This is a genomic window from Rubrobacter sp. M3-4, from assembly GCF_059772285.1.
Map to the genome: position 1 here is coordinate 286650 of NZ_JCBAJP010000002.1, position 19418 is coordinate 306067.

Sequence of the window (19418 nt, forward strand, 5' to 3'; positions counted from 1 at the left end):
CCGCGTTCGTTCTGGGGTACTTACTGGTGCTGAGGTTCGTGGGATGATGGCGCTCGCTCAGACGGATCCCTTCCGGGCCATCTCGAATTTCCTCTCCAGCCCGGCGCTCAAGATAGCCGGGGAGATAATCCTGCTCTTCATCGTGATCGTCTGGCTGGCGCTCGTCTACTGGACCTACGCCGACGCCTCCCGGCGCGGGGCGCTGCGGCTGGTGTGGCTGGTCGTGGCGATCGTCTTCCCGTTCGTCGGGACGCTGGTTTACCTGATCGTGCGCCCGCCGGAGTACGTTCTGGACTCGCGCGAGCGCGAGCTCGAGCTCGCCCTGCTCGAGCGGGAACTCCGGAGCCGGGTCCTGCTGTGTCCGAACTGCCGGGCGATGGTCGAGCGGGACTACCTGGTGTGCCCGGAGTGCAGCTGGCAGCTCAAGAAGCCGTGCGTGAAGTGCGAGAGGCCGCTGGACCTCGACTGGAAGATCTGCCCCTACTGCGGCGTGAACCAGAACAGCGGCAAGATCGAGTACTGAACCCGAAAAGAACTCTTTCGGAGGGAGGAAAGTTTGGTGGAGCAGACCCTGTTTTTGATCAAGGGCGACGGCGTCGAGCGGCGCCTCGTCGGCGAGATCATAGGCCGCCTGGAGCGGAAGGGGCTCGTGATCCGCGAGATGAAGATGATGCGGGTGAGCCGGGAGCTGGCCGAGAAGCACTACGCCGAGCACCGGGAGAAGCCGTTCTTCGAGGAGCTGGTCGAGTTCATCACCTCCCTGCCGGTCGTCGCGATGCGCGTGGAGGGAGAGGGGGCGATCGGGGTGGTGCGCAACCTCATGGGCGCGACCGACCCCGCGAAGGCCGCCCCCGGCACCATCCGCGGCGACCTGGCGCTCAGCATGCCGGACAACCTGGTCCACGGCTCGGACTCCCCCGAGAGCGCCAGGCGGGAGCTCGAGCTCTTCTTCGGGTCCTGAGCCGGGGGGAGCCAAGGCTGGTCCTGGCCTCCGCCTCCCCCCGGCGGGCGGAGCTCCTCGAGCGCGTCGGGCTCCACTTCGAGGTGCGCGAGAGCGGCTTCGAGGAGGTCGAGCTCGAGGATCCGGCGCGCACCGCGCGGGAGAACGCCCGGGGCAAGGCGCTCGCCGTGTCCTCCGGGGAGGATGGGGCCGTGGTGCTCGGCTCGGACACCGTGGTCTACCTGCCCGGGGAGGGCGTCCTCGGCAAGGCGGAGGACGCCGCGCAGGTCTCTCGCATGCTCGGTTTGCTCTCCGGGAGGCGGCACGAGGTCTACACCGCGGTCGCCGTCGCCGGGGATGGGGAGCTCTCGCTCGCCCACACCGTCACCGCCGTGCGGATGCGGGCCCTCGGGCGGGAGGAGATCGAAGCCTACGCCGCCAGCGGGGAGGGGGTCGGGAAGGCCGGCGGGTACGCCATACAGGGGAGGGCCGGGGCTTTCGTCGAGTGGATCTCGGGCGACTACACCGCTGTGGTCGGCCTGCCGCTCTCCATCGCGCTCAGGATGCTTGAAAAGCGCGGGCTGTGCTGGTACTAGATAGCCGTGGCCGGGGAGAGGAGATACACCATAAAGCAGCTCCCGCCGGAGCTCAGGCCGCGCGAGCGGATGCTCGCCGCCGGTCCGGGGGCGCTCTCCGACGCCGAGCTCCTCGGGCTCCTGTTCGGGAACGGCAGCCGGGAGAAGACCGCCGTCGAGCTCGCCGGGCACGTCATCTCCGAGGCCGGGGGGTTGCACGGCCTCTACGGCGCCTCCGTGCACGAGCTCACCCGCATGAAGGGTATCGGGGAGGCCAAGGCGTGCATCGTGCTCGCCGCCGTCGAGCTCGGCCGGCGCCTCGGCGTCTCTCGCAGCGGGAGCCGTCCCGTGATATCATCGCCGGCGGACGTAAACGGGCTCCTGAGAGGGCGTATAGCCAACCTGGACCGGGAGAACTTCGTGGCCGTGCTGCTCAACTCCAGGAACGAGGTCATAGAGGTCTCCACGGTCTCGGTCGGGACCCTCTCGGCGACGCTGGTCCATCCCCGGGAGGTGTTCAAGCCTGCCATAAGGGCCAGTGCAGCCAGCGTCATCCTGGCGCACAACCACCCCAGCGGGAACGTCCAGCCCAGCAGGGAGGACAAGGAGGTCACGAGGAGGATGGTGGACGCCGCAGGGATAGTCGGGATAGAGCTTCTCGACCACGTCATCCTGGGCGAGGGGTACTGCAGCATGAAAGAGCAGGGGCTCCTCTGAGCTTGTCTATCGGGCGAGGGGCCGGTAACCTTAGCGGGCGGGGAGCGGTATGTTAGGACTCTTTGGGCGCGACGTTGCGGTGGATCTGGGGACGGCGAACACGCTGGTGTTCGTCAAGCGTCAGGGGATCGTGCTCTCCGAGCCCTCGGTCGTAGCCATCGACACCAGGACCGACCGGGTGGTCGCGGTGGGCTCGGCCGCCAAGCGGATGCTGGGGCGCACGCCGGAGAACATAGTCGCGATGCGCCCGCTCAAAGACGGCGTGATCGCGGACTTCGAGGTCACCGAGAAGATGCTGCGCTACTTCATCCACAAGGCGCAGCCCAAGCGCCGGCCCCTGAAGTCGCTCGTGGGGCCGCGGGTGGTGGTCTGCGTGCCGTCGGGGGTGACGGGGGTGGAGCTCCGGGCGGTCCGGGAGGCGACGGAGGCGGCCGGGGCCCGGCAGGCGTTCACCATCGAGGAGCCGCTCGCCGCGGCGATCGGCGCCGGGATGCCGGTGAACGAGGCCCAGGGGAACATGATCGTGGACATCGGCGGGGGGACGACCGAGGTCGCGGTGATCTCGCTCGGGGGGATCGTGACCAAGTCCTCGATCAGGATCGCCGGGGACGACATAGACGAGGCGATCTCGAGCTACATCCAGAAGGAGTACAAACTCATCATCGGCAGCCAGACCGCCGAGCAGCTCAAGATAGACCTGGGCAGCGCGTTCCCGCTCGAAGAGGAGGAGTCGGCGGAGATCCGGGGCCGCGACATCGTGAGCGGGCTGCCCAAGAGCGTCGTGATCACGAGCGAGGAGATCCGGGAGGCGATAAGCGGGCCGGTGGAGGCGATCGTGACCGCCGTGCGCGACACGCTGGACCGCACGCCCCCCGAGCTGGCCTCGGACATCGTGGACCAGGGGATGGTCCTGGCCGGCGGCGGGGCGCTTCTGCGGCACCTGGACGAGAGGATCCGGCGCGAGACCGGCATCCCGGTGCACATAGCCGAGAACCCCTTGCTCTGCGTCGCGATCGGGAGCGGCCGCTACCTGGAGGAGATAGACTCCTACCGCGGCGCGCTCTCCCCGGCTTAGGGGATGATGGGGAGGCGCAAGCGCTCCGGCTCCTCCGGCGGGTTGCTCACGTTCGTCATCCTCCTGGTGGCGAGCGCGGCGCTGTTCACGATCTACACCAAGGAGGGTGATTCCGGCCCGCTGCACACGGTGCAGCTCGGGGCGGCGGAGGCTTTGCGACCGGGGCGCACGGCGGTGGCGGCGGTCTCCCACCCCTTCAAGTCCGCCGGGGACGCGCTCTCGGGGCTCTTCGGGGGCAACCGGGCGAACTCCCGGGAGCTCGCCCGGCTGCGGCAGAAGAACGAGGCGCTCTCCGCCCGGGTGGCGACGCTCACCCGGCAGAACGACCAGCTGCGGACGATGCTCAAAGGGAGCCGTCCGAACTACCGCTACGCGCCGCTGGCGCAGGTGATCTCCCCGATAGGCGGGCAGTTCACCGACCGGGTGATGATAGACGTGGGATCGAGCGACGGGGTCAGGCCGGGGCAGCCGGTGGTGGTCGGGGACAACATCCTCGTCGGGCGCACGGCGCAGGTGAGCGCCCACACCGCGGAGGTGATACTGGTGACCGACCAGAGCTTCAAGGCCGGGGTGGAGATAGTGCCCAGGAAGTCCGGCGGCGCTTCGGGCTCGACGCCCGAGGGGCTGCTGGAGGCCAGCTACGGGGGGTACCTCGGGGTCGACTACGTGAATCAGAGCGCGAACGTGCACACCGGTGACTACGTGGTCACCAGCGGCAGGGCCGGCAGGTACCAGCTGATGTTCCCGCAGGGGCTTTTGGTCGGCAGGGTGAAGTCGGTGAGCTCCCAGGACATCAACCAGTACAAGAAGATCGTCGTGGCCCCCGCCGTGCACCCCGGTGACCTGGAGGAAGTGCGGGTGATCACGGGATGGTAGAGCGCACCTCGCTCGGGAGGTCGGCCCTGCTCGTCGTGGTGGCGGCCGTCGTCGAGGCGATAATCGGGCCGTACCTGACCTTCGGCACGATCTCGCCGCACCTCACCCTGATCGCGGTCGCAGTCTGCGCCTTCGGGCTCGAGGAGGTGCAGGGGCTCCTGCTCGGGTTCTTCGGCGGGGTGCTCGTGGACGCCCTGGGCGAGGGGCTCTTCGGGGTGGGGGCGCTGGGCGGGCTGGTGGCCGCGGCGATCGCGCTCAGGCTCGGGAGGGTGCAGGTGAGGGGCGTGGAGCGGCTGCTGCTGACGCAGGCTGCCGCCCTCTCGGTCGCCGCCTACGACATAATACACCTGCTGGGGACCTCGCTGGCGGGGATGAACGGTCCCCCGCTCGGAGGATACATCCTCCTCGGCGTCCTGCCGGACGCGGTGATAAACGGGGTCCTCGCGTACCTGTTCGGAATGTGGTTCCTGCGACGCGTCAGGGTGAAGGGGTTCGGATGGACCTGATGACCGGAGGACGTACGGGCCGCCAGCGGGCGAAGGAGATCTCCGCCAGGCTCGGGTCGCTCGACGTGATCCTCCTGCTCACGTCTCTGGTTCTGTGCGGCATAGGCATAGGCGCCGTGTACATAGCCGGCCAGAACGACCAGCGGGCCTACGCTGTCAGCCAGGCGCAGGGGCTCGTCATCGGCCTGGCCGGGGCGGTGGCGCTCATGCTGATCGACTACCGCTTCTGGCAGCGGTTTCTGCGGCCCATCTACGCCGTGATGCTCGCGATGCTCGTGGTGGTGCTCGTCGTCGGGGTCTCCGCCGGCGGGGCGCAGCGCTGGATCGACGTGGGCCCGGTGCAGGTGCAGCCCTCGGAGTTCGCCAAGCCGCTCATGGTGGTGGTGCTCGCGGGGTATCTGGCCTCGAGCAACGCCGGAAGGCTGCCCGTGCTGCTGAAGGCCCTCGCGCTCACGGCGGTGCCGGCGTTTCTGGTCTTTCTGCAGCCCGACCTGGGCACGGCCGGGGTCTTCGGCGCGATCTTCCTGGTCGTCGCCTACGCCGCGGGGGCGAGGCTCTGGCAGCTCGGGGGGCTCGTCCTCATCGGGGCCGTCGGCGGGGGGATCGCCGTCAGGTTCGGGCTCATCCCCGCCTACCAGATCGCCCGGATCACGGCGTTCCTCAACCACGACTGCACGAGCGGCATCAGCTACCAGGTCTGCCAGTCGCGGATGGCGATAGGTTCGGGGGGCTTCTTCGGGAAGGGTCTCGGGGCGACGACGCTCGCGAACCTGGGGTTCCTGCCGGAGGACCACACCGACTTCATCTTCTCGAACCTGGCGGAGAGGATCGGGTTCGTCGGGAGCGTGCTGATCATCGGGTTGTTCTTCGTGCTCATCTGGCGTTCGCTGCGGGTGGCGACGATAGCCCGCGATCGCTTCGGGGTGCTGCTCGCGGCGGGCATCTCGACGATCTTTCTGTTCCACGTCTTCGTGAACATCGGGATGACGATGGGGATCATGCCGGTCGCCGGGATCCCGCTGCCGTTCATAAGCTACGGCCGCAGCAGCCTGGTGGTCGACGTGATGGCCGTGGGGCTCTTGGAGAGCATCGCGATGCGCGCCCGCCAGCTGCCGCGCCGGGAAGAGGGGATCTAGGCTCTCTCTGGTATACTAACCTCCCGATCCTTGCGAAGAGACGTCGGGTTCGGTCTCATCCGATGGAGCTCACGGAGAAGAGAGGAAACGAGATGTTCGCGGTCATAAAGAGCGGTGGAAAACAGTACAGGGTACGAAAGGATCAGGAGCTGCTCGTCGAGCGGCTCCCGGGCGAGGTCGGGGACGTGGTCGAGCTTCCGGTGAGCCTCGCCGGGGGCGAGGGGAGCTACGAGTTCGGCGGTACGGCGAAGGCCGAGATCGTCGAGCACCTCAAGGGCGAGAAGCTCCACGTCTACAAGTACAAGCCGAAGAAGGGCTACCGGAAGAAGACCGGTCACCGTCAGTCGCTCACGAAGATCAGGATAACGGAGGTATAGCAGATGGCGCACAAGAAGGGTGGAGGCTCCTCCCGCAACGGGCGCGACTCGGCGGGCAAGCGGCTCGGGGTGAAGGCCTTCGGCGGCCAGCGCGTCTCCGCCGGGAGCATCATCGTCCGGCAGCGGGGGACGAAGGTGCGTCCGGGACACAACGTGGGCCTCGGCTCGGACGACACCCTGTTCGCGAAGGTCGACGGCCGGGTGCGCTTCGAGCGCTCGCGGGGCCGCAGCGTGGTGAGCGTCGTCGAGGAGGCGCCGGTCTGATCCCGAAGGTGGGGGGGATGTAGCCCCCTTGCAGTTCGTAGACGAGGTCAGCTTCGTCGTCCGGGGCGGTCGCGGCGGGGACGGGAGCGTCTCCTTCAACCGCGAGAAGTACAAGCCGCGCGGCGGTCCCGACGGCGGGCGCGGGGGGGATGGCGGGAGCGTCATCCTCGAGGCCACCGCGGACCTCTCGACGCTCGAGCCGTACCTCTACCGCCGGGTGATAAAGGCCGGGCGCGGCGGGCACGGCTCGGGCAACAACCGCACCGGGGAGCGCGGCAGGGACGTGGTGCTCCCGGTGCCCCTCGGAACGCTCGTGTACGATTCCTCGGGCCTTCTCGCCGACCTCTCGCGCGAGGGGGAGCGCTTCGTCGCGGCGCGCGGCGGCGAGGGCGGGCGGGGCAACGCCTCGTTCAAGAGCCCGACGCGGCGTGCGCCGGCCTTCCGGGAGCGGGGGCTGCCGGGGGAGGAGCGCGAGGTGCGCCTGGAGCTGCGCGTCCTCTCGGACGTCGGGCTCGTCGGGCTGCCGAACGCCGGGAAGTCCTCGCTGCTCCGCGCGCTCTCTGCGGCGCACCCGAAGGTCGGCGACTACCCCTTCACCACGCTCACGCCCTCGCTCGGGGTGGTCGACGAGAGGGGCTACCCGCAGCCGTTCGTCGTGGCGGACATCCCCGGGCTCATCGCCGGGGCGAGCGAGGGGCGGGGGCTGGGCAACCGCTTCCTGCGCCACGTGGCCCGGGCGCGGCTGCTCGCGATCGTGCTGGACGCGGGGGAGAGCCCGGAGGAGGCGCGGGAGGTGCTCCTCGCCGAGTTGCGCGCGGCCGGGCTCTCGCGCAAGCCGACGCTCACCGTGCTGAACAAGGTGGATCTGCTCGACGAGGAGCTGCGCGGGTATCTCCGGGAGGCCTTCCCCGGGGCGCTGCAGGTCTCCGCCCTCTCGGGCGAGGGGGTGGAGGAGCTGCGCGAGGCCTTCAGGGAGCGCCTGGCGCACCTCGAACGGGAGGAGGGAGCCTCCGCGGCCGGGACGCGGGCGCACCGGGTCTTCCGCCCGCGGTGGAAGGGGCTGCGGGTCGAGCGCGCCTCCGAGGGGTACTACGAGGTCTCCGGGGAGGAGATAGAGCGGATCGCGCTCAAGACCGACTGGGAGAGCAGGGAGGGCGTCGAGCACTTCCAGCGGCAGCTCGAGCGCCGGGGGGTCGTGGCCGCGCTCCGGAGGGCCGGGGCCCGGCCCGGGGACGAGGTCAGGATCGGCGGGGTGGAGTTCGACTTCAGATGAGGAAGGGCATCTTCGGCGGCACCTTCGACCCGATCCATCAGGGGCACCTGATCATCGCCGAGCAGGTCGCCGACGAGCTCGATCTCGAGGAGGTGGTCTTCGTCCCCGGCGGGATCCCGCCACACAAGAAGGCCTCCAGCCTGCGGGCGAGCGCCGCCGACCGGCTCGAGATGGTGCGCGCCGCGACGGCCGCCAACCCGCGCTTCTCGGTCGACACCATCGAGATAGAGGCCGGGCGCCCGATGTACAGCGTCGAGACCGTCCGGCTGCTCAAGGAGCGCCACCCGCACGTCGAGTGGTACTTCATCGCCGGGGCGGATGAGGTCTCCAACCTCCTCTCCTGGAAGGAGCCCGACCGGCTGCTCGAGGAGGTGGTCATGGTCGCCGCCACCCGCCCCGGCTACGACCTCTCGAAGCTCAGCCACCTGGAGGACGCGCTGAACAACTACGACAGGATCATCCCCGTCGAGTGCTCGCGGGTGGACATCTCCGCCTCGGGCATCCGGCGCCGGATGCTGCGCGGGAGGAGCGTACGTTACCTGGTACCGGAGGAGGTCTACAGGATCATAGCGCGCAAGAACCTCTACGCGGACGACGGTTCGAAGAAAGGAGAGAGCTTGAAGGAGAAGGAGAAGCCGTGAGCCGCAGCGAACCGGCCCGCAGCCGCGGGCAGGCCTACCGGGAGGACCCGGAGGAGATGAGCCGCGAGATGGCCACCACCGCGGCGAGGGCCGCGGGCGAGATGCTCGCCAACGACGTCACGATCATCGACCTGCGGGGCATGGTCTCCTACACCGACTACTTCGTCGTGGCCAGCGCCGGGACCGAGCGCCAGACCCGGCGGGTCGCCGAGGAGGTCGTGGGCAGGATGAAGGAGGCCGGCCACCGCCCGCGCTCCAGCCGCACGGACGAGGGATCCTCCTGGATCAGCCTGGACTTCTACGACGTCGTGGTGCACATCTTCACCGACGAGGCGCGCGACTACTACAGGCTGGAGTCCCTCTGGCGCGCCGCCCCGCAGGAGCGCTGGGAGGGCTAGCCCCGCCGTTTGACACCCGGGGGGATGCCCCTTATACTTTGCCAGCCTTACCTTTGGGGCCGTAGCTCAGCTGGGAGAGCGCCACGCTGGCAGCGTGGAGGTCACGGGTTCGAGCCCCGTCGGCTCCACAACACGCGCCCATGCAATCCCCCCTCCCCTCCTCTATCATCGGGTCGGTGTGCACCCGAGGGAGGAGCTTCGTAGCATGCGGGTCGTCGTCGTAGGAGCGAGCGGTCACATCGGCACCTACCTCGTGCCGCGCCTCGTCGAGGAGGGGCACGAGGTCGTCGCGGTGAGCCGGGGGAGGAGGGAACCCTACAGGGAACACCCGGCCTGGGGGCGGGTGCGGCGGGTCGAGGCCGACCGCGGGAAGCTGGAGAGCAGGGGGGACTTCGGCGCGTTCGTGCGAGACCTCGACCCTGACGCGGTGATCGACCTGATCTGCTTCACCCCCGAGAGCGCCCGGCAGCTCGCGGAGGCGCTGCGCGGGCGGGTCGAACACTTCCTGCACTGCGGGACGATCTGGGTGCACGGGCACAGCACGCGGGTCCCAACGACCGAGGATCAAGCACGCCGCCCGTTCGGCGAGTACGGGACGAACAAGGCGAAGATCGAAGCCTACCTCCTCGCGGAGGCCCGGCGCGGCCGCCTCCCCGCGACCGTCCTGCACCCCGGACACATCGTCGGGGAGGGGTGGGTGCCCGTCAACCCGCAGGGGAACTTCGAGCCGGCCGTCTTCGGGGCCCTCGCCCGCGGCGAGGAGCTCCCGCTCCCCAACCTGGGGCTCGAGACCGTCCACCACGTCCACGCCGACGACGTGGCGCAGGCTTTCGTGCGGGCGCTCTCCTCCTGGAGCGCCTCGGTCGGGGAGAGCTTCCACGTCGTCTCGCCGCAGGCGGTCACGCTGCGCGGCTACGCCGAGGCCGTCGCCGGGTGGTTCGGACGCGAGGCGCATCTACGCTTCGTCCCGTTCGAGGAGTGGCGCGGCGGCGTCTCGGAGGAGGCGGCGGAGGCCACCTGGGACCACATCGCCCACAGCCCGAACTGCTCGATCGAGAAGGCCCGGCGGCTTCTCGGCTACGAGCCCCGCTACACCTCGCTCGAGGCCGTGCGCGAGGCGCTCCTCTCGCTCGAGCAGACCAAGGGCGCGGTCTCGGGCTGGTAGAGGCGCTAAAGCGCCCCCCGCCCCCGTCCGATAAACCCATCGAGGATGAGGGGCTTCGAGACAGGGGGAACCAGGGGCGCTGAACCGCCGCGCCCGGCCCGCCTGCGGCACTACCTGATCGTGTGCCTCGCCGTCCTCGCCGCGCTCGCCGGCGGGGCCTGGTACGCCTCGCGGATGTCCGGGGGCGCCCCGCACGTCGTCTACCGGCTCTCGCTCGAGCAGGCCGCCCGCGAGGCCCAGAAGCCGCTCCTGGTGAACGTCAACACCGCGGGGCCGGAGGAGCTCGACGAGCTGCCGGAGGTCGGGCCCGCGACGGCCCGCGCGATCGTCGAGTACCGCATGGGGCACGGGCCGTTCCGGAGCCTCGACGAGCTGGAGCGGGTCCCCGGGATAGGCCCGGCCACGCTGGAGAAGATAAAGCCCTTTGCCACGGTCTACTGAGCCGGATCTCCCCCTCGACCTCTCCCCGCCGGTCCGGCTGGATCTGTGGGCGCTGCTCTTCTCCTGCGGCGCCGTCGCCGGGACGGCCGCCCCCCGCTTCGCCCCGGCGCTCGTCCTGGCCGCCCTCGCCGTGGCCGGAGGGGCCGCCCTGTGGGAGGGGATCGTCCCCGAAGGGTGGCGCCCGATGGCCCTCTTCGCCCCGCTCTTCGTCGCGGCCGGGTGGGGCGTGGCCGCCCTCCACGCCTCGTCTCCCGACCCGCTCGCCGACTTCGCCGCCGTCGAGCCCGACGGCGTGACCGTGCTCGGGCGGGTGACCTCCCCACCGGTGCGCGGGGGCTTCGGCTACCGGGCCGACGTGCGCGTCGAGCGGCTGTGGTACGGCGGGCGCGAGGTGCTGCGCGGGGGCGGGATCGAGGTCTTCGCCGGCGACCTCTCGGCCGGGGTCGGGGACAGGGTGCGCCTCACCGGAAGCCTCTCGCCGCCTCAAGGCGGCGGGGGCGGCTTCGACTACGGGCGCTACCTCTCGACGAAGGGCATCTCGGCCGTGCTCGAGGCCCGCTCGGTGCGGCTCGTGGAGGGTGGGGGATGGATCGGAGAGGTGCACCGGCGCGCGCGGGAGGCGCTCGGCTACGGGCTCGCCCCGCGCGAGGCCGCCGTCGTGCAGGGGATGGTCCTCGGGGACGAGTCGCTCATCCCCGAGGATACGCGTCAGGACTTCCGGCGCAGCGGGATCGCGCACGTGATCGCGATCTCCGGGCAGCACGTCGCGGTCATCACCGCCGCGCTCTACGTGCTGCTGCGCCTGATCGGGCTGCCCCTCACCGCCCGGGGGCCGGCGGCGCTCGCGCTCGTCTGGCTGTACATCGTCGTCGCCGGGGCGCCGCCCTCGGCGGTGCGCGCCGGGGTCGTCTCGGGCTTCGTGCTCCTGGCGCCGGCGTTCGGGCGGCGGCTCTCGCCGCTGCACTTCATGGGCGCGATGCTCGCGCTCGTCCTCGCCTTCAGCCCCCGGCTCCTCTACAGCGTGGGCTTCCAGCTCTCGGTCGCGGCCGTCGGCGGCATCCTGCTTCTGCGGGGGCCCTTCTCGCGCCTGCTCTCGCCTGCCTTCCGCGGGCGGGTGCGGTGGGTGAGGGAGGCGCTCGTCGTCTCGCTCGCCGCGCAGGTCGCGACCGCACCCATACTCGCCGCCTCCTTCGGGCAGGTCTCCGTCGTCGGGGTGCTCGCGAACCTGCTCGCCGTCCCGCTCTCCGGTCCGATCCTCGTGCTCGGGATGCTCGGGGCGCTCTCGGGGAGCGTCCTCCCCCCGCTCGCCTACCCGTTGAACGCCGCGAACGGGTTCCTCGTCGTCCTGCTCGAGCACGTCGCCGGGGGGTTCTCCACGCTGCCTTTCGCCGCGGTCGCGACGTCCGGGGTCGGGGCGGTGATGGAGGCTCTGCTCTACGCCGGGTGTCTGCCGGCCGCGCTCTCGGGGGCGCTCGACGCCGGGAGGCAGCGGCTGTGGGGTGCGGTGGCGCTCCTCTGGTCGGCCCTGTGGATCGGCCTGCTCGGGTGGGCGGCCGGGTAGAATTGGTGGCGTGGGAGTCTACCTTCTGCTCGGCGACGACGAGGAGCGCAAGCGGCGCGGCGTGGAGAGGCTGCGGAGGGGGCGGGACGCGGTCGTCCTCGACGCCGGGGCCTCATCCCCGGAGGAGGCCGTCTCCGCCTGCAACTCCTACCCGCTCTTCGGGGAGGGGAGCTTCGTCGTCGTGCGCGGCGTCGACGCCTGGAACGCCGCGCAGAAGGACGTGATCACGCGCTACCTCGAAGACCCGGCCGGGGAGGCCGACCTCGTCCTCCTCGCGAGGAAGCTCGGCGCCCGCGAGAGGCTGCGGGCGGCCGTCGAGAAGGTGGGCGAGGTGCACGAGTTCGAGCAGCCGACCGGGCGGGCGCTCGCCCGGTGGGCCGCACGTCGCGCGAAGGAGCTCGGGGCGGAGCTCCCCGAGGACGTCGCCGCCGAGCTCGCGCGGCGCTGCTCGGAGGACAAGCTGCGCATGATCCCGGAGCTCGAGAAGCTCGCGCTCTACCGGGAGGGGGGGAGGATAGGCCGGGAGGATCTCGACGCCCTGTGCCCGCCCGACGTGCAGTCGAACATCTTCGCCTTCGTCGACGCGCTGGCCGAGGGGAGGCGCCGGCGGGCGCTCGAGGCGCTCGCCCGGCTCTTCGCCACCGGGGAGCCGCCGCTGCGGGTCGTGTACATGATGCGGCGTCAGTTCCGTCTGGTGGGCCGGGCGCTCGCGCTCGTCGGGGAGGGGGCCGCCCCGCGCGAGCTCGCCGGACAGCTCGGGGTGCCGCCGTTCGTCGCCCGCAAGCTCGCGGAGCAGGCCCGGAACCTGGACCCCGCCGGCGTCGAGCGCGCCCTCTCGGTGCTGCTCGCCCTGGAGGGCGGGCTCAAAGGAAGAAGCGACCTGGAGGCGCGCCTCCAGGTCGAGCTCGCCACGATTGAGCTGTGCCGGGAGAGGGCCTCCTAGCCCTCCCTCTCGCCCCGCGAGGAGACCTTCGCGAGCGCGCGGTCGAGGCGGCTCAGCTTGCGCGAGGCCTTGTTGCGGTGGATTATCCCCTTCGTCGCCGCCTTCGCGTACTCCTTCTGGCTGGTGTCGCGCAGCGCGCGCGCCTGCTCGACCTCCCCGGCCTCGAGCGCCCGGTAGAAGCGCTTGGAGAGGTTGCGCAGGCGGGTGCGCACGCTGCGGTTGCGCTCGTAACGCCTGCGGTTCTGACGCTCCCTCTTCGACGGTGCCGGCATGGTATCCTGCCTCCTTCTTCCGGTGAAAACCTCGGACCGGGAGAATGTAACATGCCGGGAGTGCGAAGGCAATCGTGTTAGACTCTCTCGGGTGGAGAGCACCGCACGGAACACGCGCAACTTCTGCATAATCGCGCACATAGACCACGGGAAGAGCACCCTCGCCGACCGCCTGCTCGAGCTCACCGACGCGGTCCCCGAGAGGGAGAGGGTCGACCAGATCCTCGACACCATGGAGATCGAACGCGAGCGGGGCATCACGATCAAGGCGCAGGCGGTGAGGCTGCTCCACCGCCGGGGCGGGGAGACCTACACCCTCAACCTCATCGACACCCCGGGGCACGTGGACTTCGCGTACGAGGTCTCGCGGGCGATCGCCGCCTGCGAGGGGGCGGTGCTGCTGGTGGACGCGAGCCAGGGCATCCAGGCGCAGACGCTCGCCAACCTCTACATGGCGCTGGAGCACGACCTGGAGATCATCCCGGCCATAAACAAGATCGACCTCCCGATAGCCGACGTGGCCGCGGTCACCGGGGAGCTGGTCGACCTCATCGGGGTGGACGAGTCCGAGATCATCCGCCTCTCGGCCAAGACCGGAGAGGGGGTCGAGGAGCTGCTCGACGCGATCGTCGAGCGCATCCCGGCGCCGGAGAGCACCTGCGAGAGGACGCGCGCCCTCGTCTTCGACTCGCTCTACGACCCTTACCGGGGCGTGATCTCGCTCGCCCGCGTCTTCGACGGCTCCCTGAGGAAGGGGGATGCGGTGCGGGCGATGCGCAGCGGCGAGGAGTTCGAGCTTCTGGAGGTCGGCTGCTACTCGCCGAAGCCGAAGGCGCTCGAGGTGCTCGGGACGGGGGAGGTCGGCTACCTCGTCGCCGGGCTCAAGGACATCGAGGCGCTCCGGGTCGGGGACACGGTCACGCTCGCCGCCGAGCCCGCAAAGGAGCCGCTGCCCGGCTACGAGCGGGCGCTCCCGACGGTCTTCTCCGGGCTCTACCCGACCGACGCCGACGACTTCGAGCGGCTGCGCGGGGCGCTGGAGAAGCTGCAGCTCAACGACGCCTCGCTCTACTTCGAGCCCGAGAACTCCAGGCTCGGCTTCGGGTTCCGGTGCGGTTTCCTGGGCCTGTTGCACATGGAGATCGTGCAGGAGCGGCTCGAGCGCGAGTTCGACCTCGACCTCATCGCGACCTCCCCGAGCGTGCGCTACCGGGTGCGCGCTGGGGGCAAAGAGTTCGAGATCACCAACCCGAGCGACCTCCCCGACGACTACGACGAGATCCTGGAGCCGGTCGTCAGGGCGACGATCGTCTGTCCGAACGAGTACGTCGGGGCGGTGATGGGCCTCTGCCACGAGCGGCGCGGGACCTCGGTCGGGATGGAGTACCTCTCGGCGAAGAGGGTGCAGCTCACCTACGACCTGCCGCTCGCCGAGATAATCACGGACTTCTTCGACGCCCTCAAGAGCCGCACCAAAGGGTACGCCTCCTACGACTACGAGCCGAAGGGCTACGAGGCGGCGGACCTCGTGAAGGTCCGGGTGCTCGTCGCCGGGGAGCCGGTCGATGCGCTCTCGATCATCGTCCACCGCGAGAAGGCCTACCAGCGCGGCAGGGCGCTCGTCGAGAAGCTCAAGGAGCTCATCCCGCGCCAGCAGTTCGAGGTGCCCGTGCAGGCCGCGGTCGGCCGGCGCGTCATCGCGCGCGAGACCGTGAAGGCCTACCGCAAGGACGTGACCGCCAAGTGCTACGGCGGGGACATCACCCGCAAGCGCAAGCTCCTCGAGAAACAGAAGGCCGGAAAACGCCGGATGAAGCAGGTGGGGAACGTCGAGATCCCCCAGGAAGCCTTCCTCGCCGCGATTCGTATCTGATCTTCGAAGGAAATGGCCACCCGGCCAATGTGGGGCGTCGGCCCCTCCCCCTAGAATGGTTATCGGTTCGGAGACCGTTGGACGGGCTTTAGCAGGGAGGGGTTTCTCTGAGCCAGATCGCAGACCACGATATCGGGACCGAAGGTCCCGCTCTGCTGCGCAACCCCGCACGCGGGGAGAGGGCGGCACTCTACACCCGCAGGCGCCAGTCGGTGCGCCGGGCCGTGGCGGCGCTCTCTCTGGGTTCCTTGGACCTCCTGCTCGCCGTCTGGGTGTGGCTTTCGGCGCGCTGGGTGCACATCCTCGTAGGGCTCGGGCCCCTGAGCGATCTCACCTACCTGGTCTTCGTGCCCGGAATCATCCTGTGGGTGGGGCTCAGGGCGGCCGCCGGGCTCTATCCCGGCTACGGCCTATCGGTCGTAGAGAGCCTCCGGCGGCAGAGCCACGCCACCCTCGTCGCAGGGGGCGTCACGGTCGTCTTCTTCTACTTCCTGCACATAGGGAGCAACATCTCTCGCCTGTTCGTCCTCGCCGGGTTCGCCGGGCTCCTGGTGCTCGCGCCGCTCGTGCGCGCCGGGGTGCGGGTGCTGCTGCGCAGGGGCGGGCTGTGGGGCAAGCCGGTCCTCGTCGTCGGGGAGCCGGAGGACGCCTCGCGCGTCGCGCGCCGGCTGCGTGAGGAGTGGGAGTTGGGTTTTGTGCCCATGTTCCCCACCCTCTACGGAAGCCCGGTAGATGAAGGGGATCTTTACGGACACCTGGCGTCCCTCCGTCGCAGGGGTGTGGATACCGTGATATTCGCGGTCCCAGATCTCGGCGGCAAGAGACTTCCTGTCTACATGGTTCAGATGAGCTACGTCTTCCGCCACGTGATCATCGTCCCCCGCCTCGAAGATCTCGAGAGCTCCATCGTTACGGCCCGCAACCTAGGGGGAAGCGTCGGGATCGGAATAAGGCGTAACCTTCTCGATCCCTGGCCGAGGTTCGTAAAGCGGGCACTGGATGTTTACGGGGTGATCATGGGTGGATTGCTCATAAGCCCGCTTCTCTTCTTCATTGCTCTCGCCGTGCTGATCGATTCCGGATGGCCGGTCTTCTACGGGCATTGGCGGTTGGGGGAAGGAGGAAGACACTTCAGGTGCTGGAAGTTCCGTACCATGCACAGGGACGCCGACAGGTTGTTGAGAGACTTCATCGCCAGGGATCCGGAGTTACAGAGGGAGTGGGAGCAGAATTTCAAGCTTCGACGCGACCCCCGTGTGACCCGTGTGGGCCGCTTACTGCGGCGCACCAGCCTGGACGAGCTGCCGCAGCTCATCAACGTATTGAAGGGAGAGATGAGCCTGGTGGGGCCAAGGCCGATCGTGGACTCGGAGGTCGTCAGGTATGGGGAAGAGTTCGACCTCTATCGGCGGGTTCGCCCGGGGATTTCGGGCCTCTGGCAGATCAGGGGTCGCAACGACATCAGCTACGCAGAGCGGGTGAGGCTGGACTCACAGTACGTGCGCAACTGGTCGATATGGCTTGATCTTGTGATCCTGTGGCGTACGGTGATCTGCGTACTCTCGAAACGTGGAGCTTACTGAATCACCTCCTACCTTTATTACAGAAACATTGCTAAAATATCACCGGTACAGGTAAGTAGGGGGCGTATCGTGGATGTTGCAGAGAGGGGGCTTCGCTTCTACGATCAGGAAGGCCTGTACAGGCTTGCTTTCGAGAGGTGTGAGGCCGGCCTGATCATCTTATCCGCCGAGGGGGTGGTGTTCGCCGCGAACCCGGCCGCATGTTCCATGCTCGGGATCTCGCAGGAGGAGATGGTCGGCAGTTGCCTGCACGAGATCCTCGGCCTGCGCGACGCCGGCGATGGACATCCCGCGGGTGAAGGCCTCTGGCTAGACTTCTCCCCGGCGGGGGAGTCCGGGGTCGGCATCCTCTCGCTGCACGCGGGCCCGTCGCGCGGGGCCGAGATCGCGGATCTGTTCCTGGAGCCGCTCGACGCGGCGCGTACGGTGGATGGTGCTGCCGAGAGGGGCCTCCGGTTCCGCTCGGCGGCGACCCGGCACCTGCTGGGGTTCGTCTGCGGGGCCGTCCCGGCCGACCGCGCGGCGATCTGCGCGTGCGAGGACGGCCGGCTCCGGGTGCTGGCCGAGGTGCGCAGGGGCGAGGTAGGGGCGTCGGCTCCCCGGCCCGACCCCGGCCGCGTCGCGGCGCTCGGGCCGGGGGATGTGCTCGTGGAGAAGAACGAGAGTGGCGTGGCCGTCTATGCGCCGCTCGCGGAATCCGGCGGTAAGGTGCTCGAGGTCGCCGGGGGCTCCGCGCTCGGGAGCGAGGGGAGCGTGGCGGGGGTGCGTGCGATCTCCGCCTGGCTCGGTGTCCTGGTGGGTCGGGGGTTAGAGGGCCGCTACCTCGACGGCGAAGATCCCCTGATCGAACGCGCCGCCGCCGGCATCCTGCTCGCGCAGGAAGAAGAGCGCCGGAAGATCGCCTACGAGATCCACGACTATATCATCCAGCGCGCCACCGCGCTGAGCCGCCGCCTGCAGACCCTCGCCCGCCGCCGCGCCCCGCAGACCGGGCTGGAGGAGCGCAGCTTCCGGAGGATGGGCGAGATCATCGACGAGATGATCGACACCGGACGCAACCTCATAGAGGACCTGCGCCCCCGCTGCTGGAGGACTTCGGCCTCGCCCCGGCGCTGCGCCGGCTCGTCGAGCGGATGCGGGAGGACGGCCGGGAGATCTACTACCGCGAGGCGATCGGTGAGGAGCACCTGGACGGGTACGTGGAGGTGGCGCTCTTCCGGGTCGCCCAGGAGGCGCTCCACAACGTGGAGAAGCACGCCGGTGAGACGCCGGTCTTCGTGGAGCTGCGCGTCGAGGACGGACGGGCCAGGCTCGACGTGCGCGACTTCGGGTGCGGGTTCGAGGGGATGCGGCGGGACGGTCCCGGCGGGGTGGGCATCCCGGCGATGCGCGAGAGGGTGGAGCTCGCCGGCGGGGTGCTCGAGATAGAGAGCTCGCCGGGCAAGGGGACGCTCGTGCGCGCCCGTATCCCGACCCACAGGGGGGATGAAGATGGCCTCTGAGAAGGCGACCCGTACGGCCAGGGTCCTGCTCGCCGACGACAGCCCGGACTACGTCGAGAGCCTCTACGACGCCCTCTCGGACATACCCGGCGTGCGGCTGCTCGAAGAGCACGCGACCGACGGCCGGCAGGCCGTCGAGCTCGCGCAGCGCCTCAAGCCGGACCTCGTCCTCATGGACGTCAGGATGCCGTTCATGGACGGGATCGAGGCGACCCGCAGGATAAAACACCTCCTCCCGAAGACCCCGGTCCTCGTCCTCACCGCGCACGAGGACCCGGACTACCTGCTCGGGGCGCTCAAGGCCGGGGCCGCCGGCTACGTCCTCAAGGACGCCGAGGAGCCGGACCTCGTCTCCGCGATCCGGGACGTCCTCTCCGGCCGGTCCCCGCTCGACAGCGAGCTCGCCTCGAACCTCCTGCTGCGCCTCACCCGCGAGGACGCTTCGGCGCGCGGGGTGCCCCCGCCCACCAGCCCGCTCACCCGGCGGGAGCTCGACATCCTCCACCACGTCGCGCAGGGCAAGACCAACAACGAGATCGCCGACGAGCTCTACATCAGCGTGAGCGCCGTCAAGCTCCACGTGCAGCACATCTTCAACAAGCTCGGCGTCTCCAACCGCACCCAGGCCGCCGTCCGCGGCGTCGAACTCGGCCTGATCAGCGGGATCTGACGCGGCGTGCGAAATAATGGCCATCTGGCCAATGCCGCCCGCCCTCCCCATGCTCTATATTTCCAGGGTACCGCTGGAGAAGGTGTATCCGAAGAGGGGGTCACGAGAGATGGGCGGGACGACGAACCATAAGAGATCGATGACCGCGCGCGCGATGGCCGTGCTCCTCGCCGCGCTCGCGGCGCTCTTCCTCGGCGCCACGGCCGGGGCGCAGACGAGCTCCGACGCCCAGTACGGCGCGCCGACCGCGCCCTCCGGCCCCCTCGCCGGGCTCCCGGTGCAGGTGCTCGTGGACGCGCCGCCGGTCGGGGTCGTGAGCCCGGGCGATCTCTTGCGCATCTCCGGCAACTACGTCATCTCGCCGGGGGCCTCGGTGACGCTGCAGGACGCCGACGGGACGCAGGGCACCCTCATCGACGGCCAGAACGCCAACATCTACACGGGGAGCGTCATGATCCGGGTGACCGGATACCCGTTCAACCAGATCGGTGGTAACGGCGTGCTCAACACCAGGGGCCTCAGGGTCGTCGCGAGCACCGGCATCTGGCCCGTCTCCGGGACCTCCGCCTCTACCTCCACTGCTTCCCCCGCGGCCGGTGCCGGGGCCGCTCCTTCGTCCGGCGCGGCCAC

23 protein-coding genes, 1 tRNA gene and 1 pseudogene are annotated in these 19418 nt (G+C 69.6%); 24 read left to right on the forward strand and 1 reads right to left on the reverse strand.

The window, feature by feature from the left end; all coding sequences use genetic code 11:
- Nucleotides 1-43 precede the first annotated feature (43 nt).
- The 18 genes from AC6EKW_RS03735 (at nt 44) to holA (ending at nt 12888) form a co-directional block, all read left to right on the forward strand.
- Nucleotides 44-523 carry a zinc ribbon domain-containing protein gene (locus AC6EKW_RS03735; RefSeq protein WP_498513734.1) on the forward strand — a complete coding sequence of 160 codons (480 nt, stop codon included), beginning with the start codon at nt 44-46 and terminating at the stop codon, nt 521-523.
- Nucleotides 524-559: 36 nt separating this feature from the next.
- The gene (gene ndk, locus AC6EKW_RS03740; RefSeq protein ID WP_498513735.1) at nt 560-961 is read left to right on the forward strand and encodes a nucleoside-diphosphate kinase; all 402 of its coding nucleotides are present in this window, start codon (nt 560-562) and stop codon (nt 959-961) included.
- 23 nt (nt 962-984) lie between these two features.
- A complete protein-coding gene (locus AC6EKW_RS03745; protein ID WP_498513754.1) occupies nt 985-1536 on the forward strand; it encodes a Maf family protein in 552 nt (183 codons plus the stop codon).
- A gap of 6 nt (nt 1537-1542) precedes the next feature.
- On the forward strand, nt 1543-2232 hold the full coding sequence (radC, locus tag AC6EKW_RS03750) for a RadC family protein (protein WP_273887035.1): 690 nt from the start codon (nt 1543-1545) through the stop codon (nt 2230-2232).
- Between the two features lie 49 nt (nt 2233-2281).
- On the forward strand, nt 2282-3307 hold the full coding sequence (locus AC6EKW_RS03755; RefSeq protein ID WP_273887036.1) for a rod shape-determining protein: 1026 nt from the start codon (nt 2282-2284) through the stop codon (nt 3305-3307).
- A gap of 6 nt (nt 3308-3313) precedes the next feature.
- Nucleotides 3314-4183, forward strand: a complete 870-nt coding sequence (mreC, locus tag AC6EKW_RS03760) for a rod shape-determining protein MreC (protein WP_273887037.1) — start codon at nt 3314-3316, stop codon at nt 4181-4183.
- On the forward strand, nt 4177-4689 hold the full coding sequence (gene mreD / locus AC6EKW_RS03765) for a rod shape-determining protein MreD (RefSeq protein WP_273887038.1): 513 nt from the start codon (nt 4177-4179) through the stop codon (nt 4687-4689). Before mreC ends, mreD begins: the two co-directional genes overlap by 7 nt.
- On the forward strand, nt 4689-5825 hold the full coding sequence (gene rodA, locus AC6EKW_RS03770) for a rod shape-determining protein RodA (RefSeq protein ID WP_498513736.1): 1137 nt from the start codon (nt 4689-4691) through the stop codon (nt 5823-5825). Before mreD ends, rodA begins: the two co-directional genes overlap by 1 nt.
- A gap of 92 nt (nt 5826-5917) precedes the next feature.
- Nucleotides 5918-6202, forward strand: coding sequence for a 50S ribosomal protein L21 (rplU, locus tag AC6EKW_RS03775; RefSeq protein ID WP_273887040.1), 285 nt, complete (start codon nt 5918-5920; stop codon nt 6200-6202).
- A 3-nt stretch (nt 6203-6205) separates the two neighbouring features.
- The gene (gene rpmA / locus AC6EKW_RS03780) at nt 6206-6466 is read left to right on the forward strand and encodes a 50S ribosomal protein L27 (RefSeq protein WP_273846119.1); all 261 of its coding nucleotides are present in this window, start codon (nt 6206-6208) and stop codon (nt 6464-6466) included.
- Between the two features lie 28 nt (nt 6467-6494).
- Complete coding sequence (obgE, locus tag AC6EKW_RS03785) at nt 6495-7739, forward strand: GTPase ObgE (RefSeq protein ID WP_273887041.1); 1245 nt, start codon at nt 6495-6497, stop codon at nt 7737-7739.
- Nucleotides 7736-8380 carry a nicotinate-nucleotide adenylyltransferase gene (nadD, locus tag AC6EKW_RS03790; protein WP_273887042.1) on the forward strand — a complete coding sequence of 215 codons (645 nt, stop codon included), beginning with the start codon at nt 7736-7738 and terminating at the stop codon, nt 8378-8380. Before obgE ends, nadD begins: the two co-directional genes overlap by 4 nt.
- Nucleotides 8377-8778, forward strand: a complete 402-nt coding sequence (gene rsfS, locus AC6EKW_RS03795) for a ribosome silencing factor (protein WP_273887043.1) — start codon at nt 8377-8379, stop codon at nt 8776-8778. The genes nadD and rsfS overlap by 4 nt, the downstream gene beginning before the upstream one ends.
- A gap of 55 nt (nt 8779-8833) precedes the next feature.
- Nucleotides 8834-8906: transfer RNA gene (locus tag AC6EKW_RS03800), tRNA-Ala, on the forward strand.
- Nucleotides 8907-8983: 77 nt separating this feature from the next.
- Nucleotides 8984-9943, forward strand: coding sequence for an NAD-dependent epimerase/dehydratase family protein (locus AC6EKW_RS03805; RefSeq protein ID WP_273887044.1), 960 nt, complete (start codon nt 8984-8986; stop codon nt 9941-9943).
- 45 nt (nt 9944-9988) lie between these two features.
- Complete coding sequence (locus AC6EKW_RS03810) at nt 9989-10384, forward strand: ComEA family DNA-binding protein (RefSeq protein ID WP_273887045.1); 396 nt, start codon at nt 9989-9991, stop codon at nt 10382-10384.
- Nucleotides 10368-11945 carry a ComEC/Rec2 family competence protein gene (locus tag AC6EKW_RS03815; RefSeq protein ID WP_273887046.1) on the forward strand — a complete coding sequence of 526 codons (1578 nt, stop codon included), beginning with the start codon at nt 10368-10370 and terminating at the stop codon, nt 11943-11945. The genes AC6EKW_RS03810 and AC6EKW_RS03815 overlap by 17 nt, the downstream gene beginning before the upstream one ends.
- A gap of 10 nt (nt 11946-11955) precedes the next feature.
- The gene (holA, locus tag AC6EKW_RS03820) at nt 11956-12888 is read left to right on the forward strand and encodes a DNA polymerase III subunit delta (protein ID WP_273887047.1); all 933 of its coding nucleotides are present in this window, start codon (nt 11956-11958) and stop codon (nt 12886-12888) included.
- Here holA and rpsT read toward each other — a convergent pair.
- A complete protein-coding gene (rpsT, locus tag AC6EKW_RS03825; RefSeq protein ID WP_273887048.1) occupies nt 12885-13160 on the reverse strand; it encodes a 30S ribosomal protein S20 in 276 nt (91 codons plus the stop codon). The two genes, holA and rpsT, sit on opposite strands and share 4 nt — an antisense overlap.
- A 91-nt stretch (nt 13161-13251) precedes the next feature.
- Between rpsT and lepA the strand changes: the two genes are divergently transcribed.
- The 6 genes and pseudogenes from lepA to AC6EKW_RS03855 all read left to right on the forward strand — a co-directional run.
- Nucleotides 13252-15033: a translation elongation factor 4 gene (gene lepA / locus AC6EKW_RS03830; RefSeq protein WP_273887049.1), complete on the forward strand. Its 1782-nt coding sequence runs from the start codon at nt 13252-13254 to the stop codon at nt 15031-15033.
- A gap of 212 nt (nt 15034-15245) precedes the next feature.
- Nucleotides 15246-16616 carry an undecaprenyl-phosphate galactose phosphotransferase WbaP gene (gene wbaP / locus AC6EKW_RS03835; RefSeq protein WP_498513737.1) on the forward strand — a complete coding sequence of 457 codons (1371 nt, stop codon included), beginning with the start codon at nt 15246-15248 and terminating at the stop codon, nt 16614-16616.
- A 69-nt stretch (nt 16617-16685) separates the two neighbouring features.
- A pseudogene (locus tag AC6EKW_RS03840) lies at nt 16686-17687 on the forward strand (PAS domain-containing protein); the annotation flags it as partial.
- A gap of 62 nt (nt 17688-17749) precedes the next feature.
- Nucleotides 17750-18118: a sensor histidine kinase gene (locus tag AC6EKW_RS03845; protein WP_498513738.1), complete on the forward strand. Its 369-nt coding sequence runs from the start codon at nt 17750-17752 to the stop codon at nt 18116-18118.
- Nucleotides 18108-18788, forward strand: coding sequence for a response regulator (locus AC6EKW_RS03850; protein ID WP_498513739.1), 681 nt, complete (start codon nt 18108-18110; stop codon nt 18786-18788). Before AC6EKW_RS03845 ends, AC6EKW_RS03850 begins: the two co-directional genes overlap by 11 nt.
- A gap of 139 nt (nt 18789-18927) precedes the next feature.
- Nucleotides 18928-19418, forward strand: a 491-nt coding sequence (locus AC6EKW_RS03855) for a hypothetical protein (RefSeq protein WP_498513740.1), incomplete at its 3' end; no start/stop codon positions are given.